The 15,140-nt window shown below is 68.6% G+C and carries 12 protein-coding genes; 9 read left to right on the forward strand and 3 right to left on the reverse strand.

What is annotated here, in order from left to right:
* Positions 1 to 2 precede the first annotated feature (2 nt).
* The gene (locus ACZ48X_RS00480) at positions 3 to 2,972 is read left to right on the forward strand and encodes an FtsX-like permease family protein (RefSeq protein ID WP_336351537.1); all 2,970 of its coding nucleotides are present in this window, start codon (positions 3 to 5) and stop codon (positions 2,970 to 2,972) included.
* Positions 2,972 to 4,654, forward strand: a complete 1,683-nt coding sequence (locus ACZ48X_RS00485; RefSeq protein WP_336351536.1) for a hypothetical protein — start codon at positions 2,972 to 2,974, stop codon at positions 4,652 to 4,654. Before ACZ48X_RS00480 ends, ACZ48X_RS00485 begins: the two co-directional genes overlap by 1 nt.
* A gap of 239 nt (positions 4,655 to 4,893) precedes the next feature.
* Here ACZ48X_RS00485 and ACZ48X_RS00490 read toward each other — a convergent pair whose 3' ends face one another.
* The 3 genes from ACZ48X_RS00490 to ACZ48X_RS00500 form a co-directional block, all read right to left on the reverse strand.
* Entirely contained in the window at positions 4,894 to 6,138 is a 1,245-nt protein-coding gene (locus tag ACZ48X_RS00490; RefSeq protein WP_336351535.1) for a glycosyltransferase family 2 protein, read from the reverse strand.
* 330 nt (positions 6,139 to 6,468) lie between these two features.
* Entirely contained in the window at positions 6,469 to 7,680 is a 1,212-nt protein-coding gene (locus ACZ48X_RS00495) for a DUF1616 domain-containing protein (RefSeq protein WP_336351534.1), read from the reverse strand.
* A 93-nt stretch (positions 7,681 to 7,773) separates the two neighbouring features.
* Positions 7,774 to 10,095 (reverse strand): DUF4129 domain-containing protein, encoded by a 2,322-nt coding sequence (locus ACZ48X_RS00500; protein WP_336351533.1) that lies wholly within the window; start codon positions 10,093 to 10,095, stop codon positions 7,774 to 7,776.
* Between the two features lie 94 nt (positions 10,096 to 10,189).
* On the opposite strand from ACZ48X_RS00500, the gene ACZ48X_RS00505 reads away from it, so the two are divergent.
* The 7 genes from ACZ48X_RS00505 (at position 10,190) to ACZ48X_RS00535 (ending at position 15,015) form a co-directional block, all read left to right on the forward strand.
* On the forward strand, positions 10,190 to 11,674 hold the full coding sequence (locus ACZ48X_RS00505) for a DUF58 domain-containing protein (protein WP_336351532.1): 1,485 nt from the start codon (positions 10,190 to 10,192) through the stop codon (positions 11,672 to 11,674).
* Complete coding sequence (locus ACZ48X_RS00510; protein WP_336351531.1) at positions 11,671 to 12,126, forward strand: hypothetical protein; 456 nt, start codon at positions 11,671 to 11,673, stop codon at positions 12,124 to 12,126. The genes ACZ48X_RS00505 and ACZ48X_RS00510 overlap by 4 nt, the downstream gene beginning before the upstream one ends.
* Positions 12,123 to 12,992, forward strand: a complete 870-nt coding sequence (locus ACZ48X_RS00515; protein ID WP_336351530.1) for a DUF7982 domain-containing protein — start codon at positions 12,123 to 12,125, stop codon at positions 12,990 to 12,992. Before ACZ48X_RS00510 ends, ACZ48X_RS00515 begins: the two co-directional genes overlap by 4 nt.
* Positions 12,993 to 13,236: 244 nt before the next feature.
* Entirely contained in the window at positions 13,237 to 13,536 is a 300-nt protein-coding gene (locus tag ACZ48X_RS00520; protein WP_336351529.1) for a HalOD1 output domain-containing protein, read from the forward strand.
* A 94-nt stretch (positions 13,537 to 13,630) separates the two neighbouring features.
* Complete coding sequence (locus ACZ48X_RS00525) at positions 13,631 to 14,020, forward strand: DUF7344 domain-containing protein (protein WP_336351528.1); 390 nt, start codon at positions 13,631 to 13,633, stop codon at positions 14,018 to 14,020.
* An 80-nt stretch (positions 14,021 to 14,100) separates the two neighbouring features.
* Complete coding sequence (locus ACZ48X_RS00530; RefSeq protein ID WP_227133084.1) at positions 14,101 to 14,250, forward strand: DUF7557 family protein; 150 nt, start codon at positions 14,101 to 14,103, stop codon at positions 14,248 to 14,250.
* 159 nt (positions 14,251 to 14,409) lie between these two features.
* Positions 14,410 to 15,015, forward strand: a complete 606-nt coding sequence (locus tag ACZ48X_RS00535; protein ID WP_336351527.1) for a hypothetical protein — start codon at positions 14,410 to 14,412, stop codon at positions 15,013 to 15,015.
* Positions 15,016 to 15,140 lie beyond the last annotated feature (125 nt).

Raw genomic sequence — 15,140 nt, forward strand, 5'->3', positions numbered from 1 at the left:
CGATGTCGTATCGCCGCCAGCTCTGGTTCGAGTTCTCTCGACGCGATCACCTGACGGTGCTGACGGTCGCGGTCGCGGTTGCGTTCTTCACGAGCACGGTCATGGTGGCGGGTGCGGTCGCGGGCCAGACGACGGCTATCGCGGCGGACTTCGGGACGCCGGGCGTCGTCTCCGCGGTCGACGCTGAATCCGAGGGCGTGGAGGACCAGTCGGTCGAGGACGGTGTGTACCTCCCGGCGGTGACTGTCGACGGCGGGCGCGTCGACGGGGGGAGCGCCGACGGCGACCGTCGGATACTGGTCGGGGCGAGTAACGCGAGTGCGGCGTGGGTGCGTGACACCGTCGGCGTGCCGTTACCGGGGCCGCCCCCGCGGGGGGTGTCGGTCGAACGCCCGGGGGAGACGACGTCCGTTATCGTGCCCAGCGGGTCGACGACGCGGTCGGTTCGCGTGGTCGCGAGGGACGGTGGTCGGACGGTCGTTCCCGGGGACTGGTACGTCGGTGGGAGCGACCTGGTTCGCGGTGTCGATTCGACCGACGGCGTTCGGGCGAGCGAGTCGACCGGCGGGTACGTCATCCGGAACGCGTCGACGGTCGCCGCGAACGACGGAACGCCACTCCAGGGCGGACTGGCGTTCTTCGCGGCGGCGACCCGCGGCGTGCGAGCGCTCCTCACCGTGACGTCCCTCGGCGTCGGCATCCTGACCGCCGGTATCGTGTTCAGCGTGACCCGGATGACCGTCCGCGACCACCGGCGGACGATCAAGGTTATCCGCGTCACCGGCGGGAGTCGCCGGCGCGTCCTCGTCGACTTCGCCGTGCGTGCGGGCATCCTCGTCGCCGTCGGGCTCGCGCTCGGGTACGCGTTCGGCGTCATCGGCACGAACGCCGCGGTGAACGTCGCCGTCTTCGCCGGACTGCCGACGTCGCTGACGACGCGCGTCACCGCGGAGATAGCGGCGACGCTACTTCCGGGGTACGTCGTCGTGCTCGCGCTCGGCGTCGTCGCCGGCGCGCTCGCGGCACTCCCGTCGGTGCTCGCGAACCCCGCGCACGTCGACGCCGACCGGGACCGCGAGAGCGCCGACGGCCGGTTCTCGCCGACGGTGCTGTCCTGGCGCGTCCTGTGGCCGGCCGCGAGTGCCCTCACGGTGTTCGTGACGGTCGTGCTCGTCGTCGCCGCGGTCGGGGGAGCGCTCGGCCCGCTGGTCGCGGGCGGCGGTCAGACGCTCTCCGAACCGGGCGCCGTCCACCCGGTCGCGAGTAACGTCCCCACGGCGTACGCGGGCGTCTTCGAGGGGAGCGGCGTCGAGGCGAGTCCGGAGGTGCTCGCGTTCACCGTCCTCGACGGACGGGCGACGCTCGTCAGGGGCGCCGAGTACGACCGATTCGCGGCCGTCAGTGACGCGACGATCGAAGCCGGACGCACGCCGAGTGCGCGTCACGAAGCAGTCGTGGGCGCGGACCTCGCGGCCACGCTCGACCTCGGTGTCGGCGACACCGTCACGCTCGGTGGCAGCACCACGCCGGCGTTCACGAGCGTCGACGTCGTCGGCCGCTACGACGCGCCCGGATACCACGACGACCAGCTCGTCGTCTCCCTCCCCACGAGCCGGCATCTCACGGGGAAGGCCGACGATAGCGTGCACTTCGTTCGGCTCGACGACCGCGTCGACGGCGACGACTCGGTCCGCGTTATCGACGTCACCGTCCCCGAGCGAGTCGCCGTCGGCGACCCCGTGCGCGTCACCGCCAGCGTCCTGAACCCCACGAACGAACCGCAGTCGGTCTCGCTACCCGCTCGCTTCGGGGACGCGACCACGCGCATCGAGGCCGACGTCCCTGCGTCGGAGACGTCGACGCTCGACTGGACGGTGACACCGAACGCGACCGGCGAGCAGCCCGTCGAGGTCGGCGACGTGACTCGAACCGTCTCCGTCGTCCCCCCGAACGCGGTCACAGTCGAGGGCCTCCCGGACCGCGTCCCACCGAACGCCACGCTCACCGTCGTCGTCCGAACGCTTTCGGGAAGTCCGGCGAACGCGACCGTCGCGTTCGACGACCAGACCCGGAAAACCGGCGCCGACGGTCGGACGACCGTAACCTTCGCCACCACCGGGACGAGAACGCTCGTCGTCGAACACGACGGCTACGAGACGACCACGACCGTCGAGGTAGCGGCGAACGCGACGCGGTCGCTCACCTACGACTGGAACGCTCCGGCGTCAGTGACGCCGCTCGCACGACCGACGCCGGCACTCGTCGCCACCAACCCCTGGAACCAGTCCGTGACCGAGACCGTCTCGATCGGCGGGCCAGGCGTCCAGACGACGCGAACCGTCACCGTCCCCGCAGGTGGTCGCGACCGGTACGTCGCCCGACCCGGTCGAATCGCGCCCGGTTCGTACGCGTTCACCGCGACCGTCGACGGCCGCACCGTCGTCTCGCACGCGCTCGCCGTCCGCGGCGACGACCGCCTCGCCGCCGCACTCGCCTCGCGCGCCGGCACCGGAGCCGGGTCGACCGGCATCGGTCGCGCCATCGCGACCGTCTTCGGGAACGTCCAGCTCGTGCTCGCCGTCGTCCTCGGGTTCGCCGCACTCATGTCCGTCGCCGGAACCGCCGCCGCGTTCGCGTACGACGTCCACGCCAAGCACCACGAACTCGGCGTCTACCGGACCGTCGGCGCAAGCCGCACGCAGGTCCTCCGAGTCCTCGTCGGTGACGCAGTCCGCATCGGCACCGTAACCACCGCCGTCGCCGTCGCCGCAAGCGGCCTCGCCGTCGCCGCCCTCGACCACAGCGGGCTCCTCCGACTGTTCGGCGTCGACGTCGCACCCGGACTGGCCCCCGGTCTCCTCGCCATCACCGCCGGGACCGCGCTCGCGCTCGCGCTCGCCGGCACCGTCGTCGCCGCCGTCCCCGTCCTCCGCGCCAACCCGATATCGCTCCTCGAACGAGGTGACCGATGATGAATCGACGACAGGCAGTCCTCGGTATCGCGGCCGCGTTCACCGTCGGTATCGCCCTCCGGACGTGGCCGCTCTGGCACTCGCCGCTCCCGTTCAACCCGGACGGCATCATCTACGCTCGCTTCGTCCACGATACCGTTCGCACCGGCTCCCTCCCGCTCTCGCGGATGCACGTCGACGAACTCGCGTTCACGAGTTTCCTCACCACCATCTCGCACGTCACCGGCCTCGACGCCCTCAGGCACGCTCAACCAGCTATCGCCGTCGTCGGCACAGTCCCAGTACTCCTCGCCGCAGCGTTCGCGGGCCGCATCGCCGCCGGTACCCGTCTCGACGCACTCGGTCGCCGGTACGCGGCCGTCCTCGCAGCGGTAGTCCTCGCCGTCGAAGGCCTCTACCTCCACCGGTCGATGCCGGTGGACGAACAGACTCTCGGGCTCGCGCTCGTCCCACTGGCGCTCCTCGCGGTCGCGTACGCCAGTCGACGTGACGCCCGCTGGTGGTTCGTCGCCCTGCCAACGCTTCTCGTGGTTCCAGCCGTCCACAACCTCGACGCGTTCGTCCTCGCGCTCGCGCTCGTCCTCCTCGCCGTCCTTGCACTCGACTCTGCCGAACTCGGGCGGCTCAGGTCCCTCGGTACACTCGCCATCGGCTTCTTCGCGTACTTCGCGACGTATAACGTCGCCACGCAAACACTCACCGACGCCAGCATCAACCAGCAGGACCGACTGACCACCGTCCCCGGTCTCATCCTTGCGTGGCTCGTCCTGGCCGCCATCGGCCTCCGCTGGTTCACCAGCCGTCGCGACAGCACCAAGCGTACCCTCCTCGCGAGCGTCCTCCTCACCTGGTTCGTCGTCCTCGCGGTCAACGCCCTCGCCCCCATCTTCCCCGGGCTCCCCAGTACGCACCCAACGATACTCTACGGGATCGCGCCGCTCGTCCTCCTCGTCGTCCTCCTCGCCTACGGTCTCCCGGACGTGCTCGACACCACCGAAGGGACGTCGCTCCTCGCCGGACTCGCGGCCGTCGTCGTCCTCGTCGGCATCTCCCTGACAGCCTCCCTCACCGCCGACTACCTGAACACCCTCTACCGCGTCCAGACGTTCTCGCACCTCCCCGTCGTCACGATAGCCGCCGTCGCCGCCGCTCGCATCAGCACTCGAACAGGCCTCCTCGACGACATTCCAGGGTTCGACCGCAGGCGACCGTCGGCGCGTACGGCCGCCGGCGCGCTCGCCGTCGTCGTCGTCCTCGCGAGCGTCGCCAGCATCCCGATAGCCTACGGCGGCCTCGACGTCCTCCCGTACAAGGGCGTCACCACCCCCGCGGAACTCCAGAGCACGGGGTTCGCCGAACGCCACGTCCCGGGTGCGTGGACGAGCGACGACCACCTCACGCGGATGACGCCGTACTACACGAGCGCGGGCGACGGGCGGAGAGGGCCGACGGACGCCTACCTCACGGGAAGTCCACCCCCCGGGTGCCCGATGCTCGTCCAGGCATCGTGGTCGACGACCGGTGCACAACGCTACCCACAGACCGCCGCCGTCGTCCCGCCACCACGACTCGAGGCCACGATGATCACGAGCCACGTCGTCTATCACACCGGAGGGGCGGACCCCATCTCGCTCACGATTGCTCGGTCCGCCGCCGACGACTGCACCAATTCGAGCGTCTGACCGCAGAAACCTCGCTCTCGTCGAGGAACATCGCTGGGAGGTTCTCGCTGACGACTACCCCGTCGATCGCGCCCGACCACTCAGAGAGGGCACCCATCGATCGCGGTCACTGGACAGTAGAGTCGGAGCAGATTCCGCGACCGGTTCGAACACGAACCAAACACTAGCGGGTCGCTTCCAGTCAGGAGAGTCGCTGGTGAGAGTCGAACGGAGGACGCCCGCGAACCGGTACGGGGAGGCTAGTTCCGTTGTGCGAGCGTGCTCAGGAAGAACGCGCTGAACACCGTCTGCATCCCCAGGACGAGGAGCGTGAACGCGCCGATGTTCGCGACGACCGACGGCAGCATCGCGTACCCCTGGGTCAGCCAGACGTAGAGACTGTACGCCGCGTACAGCCCGCCAGTGGCGACCATGAGCGTGCCAATGGTCGCACCGCGCTCGAGACTGACGGCGGTCGTCAACCAGTGCGTGAGCCGGTCGTCCGGCTTCCGGATCGGATCGCTCGCAACCGTCGAGAACACCCCGAAGCTCCCGACCTGATACCCGACCATCGTGAGGAGACTCCCAGCGATCATCGTCCGAACGCCGAACATCGCACCGCCGACCGACGTTCCGGTCGCGGCAAGCCCCATCAAGACGACACCTAGAGCGCCGATGACGAGCCCCGGAATCGAGAACAGGTACCCCGGAGCGTTCACGAGCATGAACCGGACGTGCCGCCACCCGTCCTTGAAGCTCTCCAGGGTCTCCTCCCCCTCGCGCTCGTGGTAGACGATCGGCGTCTCGTCGATCGTGAGGTCACGAGCGCCAGCCTCCATGATCATCTCGCTCGCGAACTCCATCCCGTCGGTCTCGAGGTCCATCTCGTCGTACGCGGCCTTCGAGAACACGCGGAACCCGGAGTGCGCGTCCGACACACCGGCCTCGTAGAAGACGTTCAGGAACTTCGTCAACAGCGGATTCCCGACGTGCTGGTGGAGTGCCGGCATCGCACCGTCCTTGATCTCGCCCTCGAGACGACTCCCCATCACCATGTCCGCGTCGCCGTTCCGGACCGGTTCGAGCAATCGCGGTATCTGCTCGAAGTCGTACGTCGTGTCGGCGTCGCCCATGACGATGTACTCGCCGCGCGTTCGGTCGAACGCGTACCGGTACGCGTACCCGTACCCCTTGCCGTCCGGTTCGACGACGATCGCACCCATCTCGCGAGCGATCTCCGGCGTCCGGTCGCTGGAGGAGTCGCTCACGATAATCTCACCGGTCAATCCAGCCGTCTCAAGGGCGCGTTTCGTTCGTTCGATGCATTCGGCGATCCCTTCCTCCTCGTTCATCGTCGGCATGACGATGGAGAGGACGGGTTCGGTGTCGCTGTCGGCGCCGAGGAGCAACTCCTCCGCACTCTCGTTCTCGTCTATCTCACGCTCGATGCGGCTCTCGTCGTCATGTCTACCGTGTGTGTCAGCCTTCGTGGACGCGTTACTCATCTCTATCTCCCATTCCCTTGGTGGTTCACTCGCGAGGTGTGATCGGTGACGATCCGCAGTCGACGCAGACGTAATCCCCCTGGACCGTCTCGGCGACAGGCGCATTGCACTCAATACATTTCAAGCGCGCGTTCCGCACGCGGCGTGGGTATCTCCCCATCGACTCATACTTCTCGCCCCCATCGAAATAAGTTGTGGCTCGCGTATTTACCGAATTGTTATAATCAAGAACAGTTGCCGGAATCAACCCTGCAGTAGCAGGGCACAAACAGTGCTGTGTCGGGCGTAATGACTGGTACGCAATGAGACACGTCACCGGCTGTGACCCGTTCAGGCGCCGGGCATGCGTCTGAGGTCGCTGTGAACGCTGCTGGTCGTTCGAGTCCAGTCCCCGGGACCGGTTGCTTCCACGGGAACGCTCGTCGTCGCGTTGGTCCCCTCGGTGACGTTCACCCAGAGGTGTAGTTCTCGGTACGCGTTCTCCGCGGTCGGATCCGGTGGGGCGTCGCCCGCGTAGAGGAGGAAGACGACGCGGAGGTCCTCGCCGGTCATCGTCGGGGTGATGGAGACGTTCCGGAGTGCCGTCTCGTTGTCCGCGACTCGCGTCGTGTAGCTGTCGAGCTGTCGCTGTTCGAGGACGGAGACGTTCGTCTCGTTGTCGACGAGTTCGACGCGTTGGAGTGCGACGACCACGGTGTAGTTCTCGGTGCGGCCTTCGTGGTTCCCGACGCCGACGACCACGGGCTTCGATTCGCTCGCGGTGTAGTTCGTCGGGTAGTCGTCGGCGACGAGCGCGCCGGTCTCGTTCTCGGTGAGGACGTAGAACTCGCTGAACTGCTCGCCGTCCTTCGGCACGGCGACGGCGTACCCGACGCTGGCGGCCGCGAGGAGGATGGACGCGACGAGGAGGACGTTCAGTGCCGCGTCGCCTCGGGAGTCGGGGTTCAGGAGTTCGTCTCGTCCGGCTGCGAACCAGGCGGCGTATGGAACCGTGAACCGGTCGTCGACGGGGAGTTCGCGTCGGCGTCGGGCGGCGACGGCGACGGCGGCGAGCGTGAACGCTGCGAGACTCACCATGATGGGGACGAGGCGGATGCCGAACGGCGTGAAGTTCAGGGCGAGGCCGATGAGTGGAACGATCGCGATACTGAGGCCGAACGAGAGCGCGACGCGCTCGATGCCGTCGATGCCGCCGTCCCGGTTCGTCGGGCCGGTCGTCAGTTTCTCGCGGAGACCGCCAGCGTCGTCGTCGGCTTCGTCGTCCGCGCCGGTCGAGTTCGGCCGGTCGGGAGCGTCCGCTTCGGTGGTGGTATCCTCGAGGTCGGGGCCTGCTTCGGGGAAGAGTGCAGCGATGAACGCGTACCCCGGAACGAACAGGACGAACGGGAGGCCGAGGACGACGCGCAGCGGCGTCTCGCGCACCCCCGGGACGAACACGGCGACCACGGTGAGCACGAGGAGTGCGAGGATCGCCGCGAGGTCCGCGGGGAGGGTCCGGACTGGCTTCGGAATCGCCAGCCACCAGTCCGACGTGTCAGCCATCGCCAACGGCTAACGCGACCGCGCCATTAAGTCGTTCGATTACTGGAACCCGGCTGATACGACCGGATCGGGGGACGTCGGCGTCGACGTCGTTCACGTCCCGGTCGCGTCCGTCGTCGGTGTGTCCGCTGTCGAGCCGGCGTCGTTCGCCGAGACCGTGTCCGCAGCCGAGAGGGTGTCCGCGAGCGAGTGCGCGGCGGTTCGGACGGCGGCGGCCTGGTCGTCGTCGACGTCGGTCTCGGCGAACGTGACGCGTTCGTACGCTTCGACGACGGTGCGGAGGTCGTCGTCGAGTTCCGGTGCGTCCGCGACGACCGCGCGGTAGAGCTCCCAGTGAGTCGCAGTCCGCGAGATGTCCAGGTGTCCGCGGAGTGCGTTCCGGAGTGCGTGGTACGTCGATTGGACCTGGCTGTTCGGGTCGCTGTCGGCGAGTTCGTCGAGGCGGTCCTCGAGGGTTCCCGCGGTCGAACTGTCGGGTCGCGCTGGCTTCGGGTCGGTCGCCCATTCGACGTCGGCCTCGGTCGAGGACGTGGACTGTCGTCGCCAGCGGACCGCGACCGCGAGAGCGACGACGACCGCTAGCCCACCGCCGAGGTACGGGCCGACCGCGACGAGTTGCGCGACGATACCCGTCGCGCCCGGTCCCGTCGACGGCCCGCCGTCGCCCGAGCCCCCGGCGGCTTGCAGTTCGATCTGCTGGCTGGCGGAGCTGTCCGCGAGGTTCGTGCCGGTGCCGTCGTAGACGGCGCGCACCGTGACCGTCCCAGTGGTCGCGTCGACGCGCGCCGTCGTCCGGTATCGGCCGTCCGCGTCGGTGCGCGTGACGGCGACGCGCTCGCCGGCGACGCGGACGACGACGCGCTGGTCACCGACTGGGGTTCCGTCGTCCGTGGTGAACGTCCCCGATAGCTGCACGCGGTCGTCGTTCGTCGCGGTGGCGTCGAGCGAGAGGTCGGTACCCGTGGTCTCGACGAGGAGCGTGCTCCGTGAGACGTTCGCGTCGACGGCGCGACCGGTCTCGCCAGCGCGGACGCGAACCGTCACCTCGCCGGGCGAGACGTCGGCCGGGAGTCGAGGCGTCGCGCGATACCGGCCGTCCGCACCGGTCCGGACGGTGGCGAGCGTGCTGCCAGCTACCGTCACGGCCACGGGCACGTCGTCGACCGCGACCCCGTCGACGGTGACGCGGCCGGCGACGGGGACGCGGTCGCCGTATCCCGCGGCCGTCACGTCGTCGACGGTGACTCGTGGCGTCACGCCGACGACGGTCACGTTCACGGACGCGTTCGTCCCGACGTAGAGCGACGTCGGGTCGGGCACGAACGCGACGGGGAGTCGCTGGTCGCCGACGGGGGTCGTCCGCGGCCGATACTCGGTTCGTATCGAGCCGTTCTCGGCGACGCCGACCGTCCGCGTCCGGCCACCGATTCGAAGCCGGACCTCGTCGGGCATCGAGGCGTTCCCGAGAACGCGGAGTTGACCTCGTAGGACGGCCGGTTCGAGGAACGAGATGGTGTCGTCGTCGACGGACACGGTTAGTTCCGTGGCGACGAGTTCCTCGGCCTGGATGGTCGACGCCTCCTCGGTGACGTTCTCCGTCACCGATTCGAACTCCTCGACGGTCGAGGAGAGGTTCTGCCCGGTGAGGTTCCCGAGGCGCGTGTAGGTCTCGTTCAGCCGGCGTTGTGAGCGTCGGAGTTCCTCCGAGAGCGTCGTCAGTTCGCGAGCGAGTTCGCGGGCGCGAGCGTCGTTCCCGTTCGCCTTCGCCTCCTGGTACGCCTCGTAGGTCGCCTCGTACTCCTGGGAAGTGTTCGCGTACGTTCGCTGCGCGGCGCGCGTGGCGTTCAGGGTGTTCGCGGTCCGGTCGTCCGCTCGCGCGTCGGTCTCGCCCGCGACGTCGACGTACTGGCCGAGGAAGCCAGTGTACTCGTCGCCGAGTGCGCGTTTCCCGGCCTCGTACTGGCCTTGCGTGATCTGGACGCTGCTCTCCTGGAGCGAGTTCAGCATGCGCGAACTCAGCCAGCCTTTCACGGCGCCGAGGTCGCCGTTCTCGTCGACGGCGTCGGGGTCCTCGTGCTGGACGGTCGTCCCGTTCGACGATTCGTTGTCGTCGTCCTGGAAACCGTGCTGACGCGCGGCGAGCGACGACGGTTCAGCTGGTGGTTCCGACACCGCGTGCTCGTCGTCGCTCGCGTCGGACGCCAGCGGTGTTCCGGGCGTGCTCCCGCTGACTGCGGTGGGCGTGCTCCCGCTGACTGCGGTGGGCGTGCTCCCGCTGACTGAGCTAGGCGTGCTTGCGGCGACGACGGTCGGTGCCGTAAGGACGAGGACGAGCAGGCAGGTGGCGACGACTCGGCCGCGAGCACGCATCGTGTGGTCGATATCGGCGGGTTCGAGGTAAACCTCTTTCGCCATCGGGAGGTCCGAGACCGCGAGCGGACGCGTCGATGGCGCGGAGAATCGGTTCGAACCCAAAGAGTTCAATGCGGTTCGCTCGTTCGCCTACGGTATGCTTCCGACGCGTCGGTGCTGGGTGACGGGTGGCATCGGCGTGGCGCTCCTCGCGCTGTTCGCGCTCACCGGGTCGGTTCCGTACCTCGTCGGCGCGGTCGGCGTCGGCGCGTTCGTGCTCGCGGACGCCATCGCGTTCGCTGGGCGCGCGAGGCGCGTCGTCGAGGACGTCCAGGTGACGCAGACGCTGTCGCCGACGAGCGTCCTGGAGGGCCGGCCCGTGCAATTGACGACCGAACTCGTCACGAACGCGCCCGTCGACTGCGTCGCCGCGGTGGAGTGCGACGCGCCGCTGGCTGCGACGCACGTGGACGGCCGGACGCGACGGACCGTCGATGCGGGGTCGTCGACGGGCGACGACGAGACGACGGTCAGCGGTGTGACGACGGTTCGCGTGTTCGGGACGTACGAGCTACCGGTTCCTGGACGGTTCGCGTTCGGTGCGCCGACGCTCGAACTCGCGAGCCCGCAGGGGTTGTTCACGGAACGCGTCGCGTGCGGCGACGCCGTCTCCTGTACCGTCGAGCCGAGCACGCCGACCGACGTCGTCGTCGGCGAGAGCGGCACTCGCATCAGTCTCGGCGTCGGCGAGCACGACGCCCTGATCGGTGGGAGCGGGTTCACGCCCGGGGACCTCCGCGAGTACACGGCGAGCGACCCGCAGTCCCGTATCGACTGGAAGACGACGGCGCGACAGGGAGAGCCGTACGTCCGGGATTTCGAGGCCGCCGGGGAACTGGAGACGCTCCTGTTCGTCGACCACCGCGAGTCGACGGCCGTGGGACCGGAGGGCCGTCGAGCGCTCGATTACCTGCGGTCGGTCGCGCTCTCGCTCGTCGACCGTGCGGCAGCCGCTGACGACCCGGTCGGATTGTTCACGCTCGGTGACGACGGCATCACGGGTCGGTTCGCGCCGAGCGCCAACACCACGCAGTATCGGCGCGTGAAGACGGCGTTGTTCGACGTCGATGCGTCCACCGGGACGACGGACGGTCGTCGTAGTCGGGCGCGACGGCCCGTGCAACCGCGACCCGGTGAGGAGACGGCGTTCGACCGGACGTTGGCTGCGTACACCGAGACGGTTCAGGGGTTCGTCGAGCAGGTCACCGAGGACCCGCTGTTCCGGACGGTGGAGACGACGCTCGCTCGAACGCGTGGCGAGCCCTGGGTCGTCCTGTTCACGACCGACGCTCGCCCTGCGGAGGTCCTGGAGACGGTCCGAGGGCTCGGGTCTCGCGTCGCGCACGTCACCGTGTTCGTCGCGCCGACGGTCCTCTTCGAGGAGGACTCGCTGACCGACCTGGACGGTGCGTACGACCGGTACAGCGAGTTCGAGTCGTTCCGTCGCCGGCTCGTCGGCGACGGCGTCGACGCCTACGAGGTCGCACCCGGGGACCGGTTGGACGCCGTTCTCGCCGCGGGGACGGGGAGGAGGACGGATGCGTCGACGGCGCAGAGCGACGTCAGTGGGGGGTCGCGATGACGTCGGTTCGCGAGCGCGTTCGGGTGGCGCCGACGGTCGCGGTCGCGGTGGCGTGCGTCGGCCTCGCGCTCGCTCGACCGGCCGGTATCGCGCTCGCGGTCCTCCTGGCGCTGTCGGTCGCGTTGCCGTGGCCGCTCCCGTTCGCGTTCGGCCAGGTCGCGGCCGCTGTGGCGTTCGACGGCCTGGCGTTCTCGACGCCGTTCGTCCTCGTCCAGGCCGGGTTGTGGCTGGCGCTCGCGCTCGCCGTGGGGACGTCCGCGGGTACTGACGGTCGGTATCCACGAGCAACGGCGCTCGCAGTGGGGGTCGCCGGGACCCTCCTCGTCGCGCTCGTGGCGTGGCCGGCAGGGAGTCCGCTGACGCAGGCGGGCGTCGCTGCGACCGTGATTACGGTGGTTCTTTATGTCGTTCACCGATACGAGCAGGTGACAGTGGGACTGGTAGAACGATGAGCGAGACGGATTCCACAGCCACGTCGTCGCCGGCCGACGACGAGTCCATCGACGCGTCGACAGCTGCGGTGTCGTCGGGGGATGATTCGGTAGCGGACGTCGAGCGGTCGCTCCTGCGGACCGAGAACGAACGTCTGCGCCGGGAGCTCGAACGGACGACGCGGACGACGTACCGACGGACCGCGCTCGCGCTCCTCGCGGTCGGACTGGCGAGCGCCGGACTCGGACTCGTCCTGCCAGCCGGGCGAACCGTCCTCGTCGTCGTTGGCGCGATCGGTATCTTCGGGGGGATCCTCACGTGGTACCTGACGCCCGATACCGTGCTCTCGGCGTCCGTTCCCGAGTCCGTCGTGGACGCGCACTCTCGCACCGTCTCGGACCTCCAGACCGAACTGGGGCTCCGCGAGGACGTCCTCTACGTCCCCGCCCCGGGACAGGTCGCCGAGACCAGGGTGTTCCTGCCGCTCCACGCCGCCTACGAGGTTCCGGACGCGCTCACGGACCTGTTCGTGACCGCCGTCGACGACGCGGACGAACGGACTCGCGGCGTCGCACTGCAGCCGACGGGCGCGCACCTCTATCGGGCGCTCGACGGGTCGCTCGACGGCGACCTCACTCCCGACAGACTGCCGGATGCGGTCCCAGAAGCGCTCGTCGAGCAGTTCGAGCTCGCCGCGAGCGCTCGTGGGGACCGCACCGGGGAGACGTTCACCGTCGAGCTCGACGCACCCGCGATCGACGGTCTCGACCGACCCGACCATCCGGTCGTCTCCTTCGTCGGTGTGGCCACAGCTCGTGCACTCGACCGCCCCGTGACGGTCGAGACGGTCGACGCCGAGGACGGCCGCATCGTCCTCGCCTGGTGACCGGTCATCGCCGTCGGGTCCGCGAATCATTGTAAAGGTGCCCCAACTGTGAGAGGGGTACGCACTCCGATACCGTACGCGCTCCGGGCATTACCGCGGATAGTCGCTGTATACTTATCTTCCGATAGAGCGTCCTCTGACCACTGATGGCGGAGTTCGAGCGGTGACGAGCGAGACGGTCGACTGGGCTCGACTGACGCGGCCCGGGTGTCCGGGTTGCGTGCCGTAGAGAGAGTGCAATACCGTGTTTCATTACACCGACGAAGAGAAGGGCTGGACCGTGGATGCCGTCGACGAGCCGAGTTCGCTGACGGTCGGAACAGAGTGGCGGAAGGTGCCCAGTATGGCGGTGATAGAGACCGTGGCCGTGGCGACCGACCGCTCGCAGCTCGAGCTGCCGCCCCTGCAGGCGTCTATCGAGGTGGACGCGCTCGACGACCTCCTCACGGGCCCCTCGGTGTCCGTCATCTACGTGTCGTTCCGGTACGCCGGGACGACGGTGACGATCGGGAGCGACCGCTCTCTCGTCGTCGACGTCCAGTGAGCCATTGGTCGACCTAACCGCTCGTGTCTCTCCGCGCCGTCGTTCAGTTGAACGACGACACCGATTTATCACCATTGGTTCCGTGTGTCCTCGTATGAGCGGAGAGGACTTCGACGGCAACCGCGCCGGCGGGAGCGGAGAGTGCTCGCCGGTCCCGGGTCTCGATGCTGGGACGCATCGCGCGCTCAGCTCCGCGGTCAGACGCCGCGTCCTCGACCTCGTCCTCGACGACCCACGTGAGTGGTCGCGGGGAGAACTCGCGACAGCACTCGTCGAGTGGGAGCGCAACGCGACGGTCGAGTCCGCGACGCCAGCGAACCGAGACCACCTCCTGATACTGCTCCATCACGACCACCTGCCGCACCTCGACGACGCTGGCTTGCTCTCGTACGATCCCGAGGACGGTATCGTCACCCCTGAACCGATGGACGACGCGGTGAAGCGTGCCGTCCGTCGAGCGACCGGCGACGAGGGCGACGACTGACGCACCTGGTTCGGGGACCACGGCCCGGCTCGACTCAACTTATTTCTCGTCGCCGAGCGTACGTCTTGGTGGACGATACCATGCCCCGAACAATCGAACTCGACGACGAACTGGCAGAACGACTCGACCGCCACCTCGAGGAGGACGAGACCATCCCCGAACTCATCGCCGAACTCGTGTCGATGTACGAGACGGATGGCACGTTCCTCCAGGAAGGCTACAGCGAGTGACGTGCTGCGAAGCGTCGCGCCTCGACGTACCAGGTCGTTCCCGCGTAACTCCGGGCCCATGCAGTCGCCGAACGGCGCTCGCGCCCGGAGTCGCTCGCGACTCTCGGGCCGCGAGATTCAGCGTCCTGGTTGATACGCGCTAGTCGCGTCTAGAAGGACATGAGTCGGAATGCCGACGCCCCCGAGCGGACCGACGGCGACCGCCGCCGTGGAGAGCACGCTTCGCCGACCCGTGGAGGGTCAACGTCCGCGGACAGGGGCGTCTTCCGCCCGGCGTACGGCCCGGTAGATGCCGTACTCGGGTACGTGCTGTTCTACGTCGTTGTCGACCGCGTGACGCCGGCGTTCGTCGACGTCCTGACCGACGCGTCTCTCGGCATCAGTGCAGGGATGGTGACGTTCGGGTTGGCTGCGTTCCTCTGGTTCGTCCTCGCGTTGACCGTCGTCGACCAGGTCGGTCGACAGGTCGCAGCGTTCAGGGGGCGGACGGACGAGAGCGGGCTCTGGGCTCGCATCCCGTCGGAGACGGAAGCGACCGTGGCGTCGCTGGCGGTCGTGATAGGCGGGGCGCTCGCAGCGGCCACGTTCACGGTCGCGATGGCGACGCTCCCCGACGTGGTACGTTCGGTCGCGGCGTTCGACGTGACGGGAGTCGTCGCGCTGGACGTCGTGACGCTCGCGACGTTCTTCGCGTCGTACGCGGCCGCCACCTGGGGCGCCGACAGACTGCTCGTCGGGGGGGTCCGAGTCATCTGGACCGAGTGACGGTCGCGTCGCCTTGAACCGAAGACACGCAGAGAGCCGTCGCGGTGACTACTCGAGTGTGCGCGAGAGCTACGCGCGGTCGATAGAGCAAGTAAGAACGTGAGTGAGTGAGTGAGCGAGCTAGT

It is taken from the genome of Halorubellus litoreus (assembly GCF_055378595.1).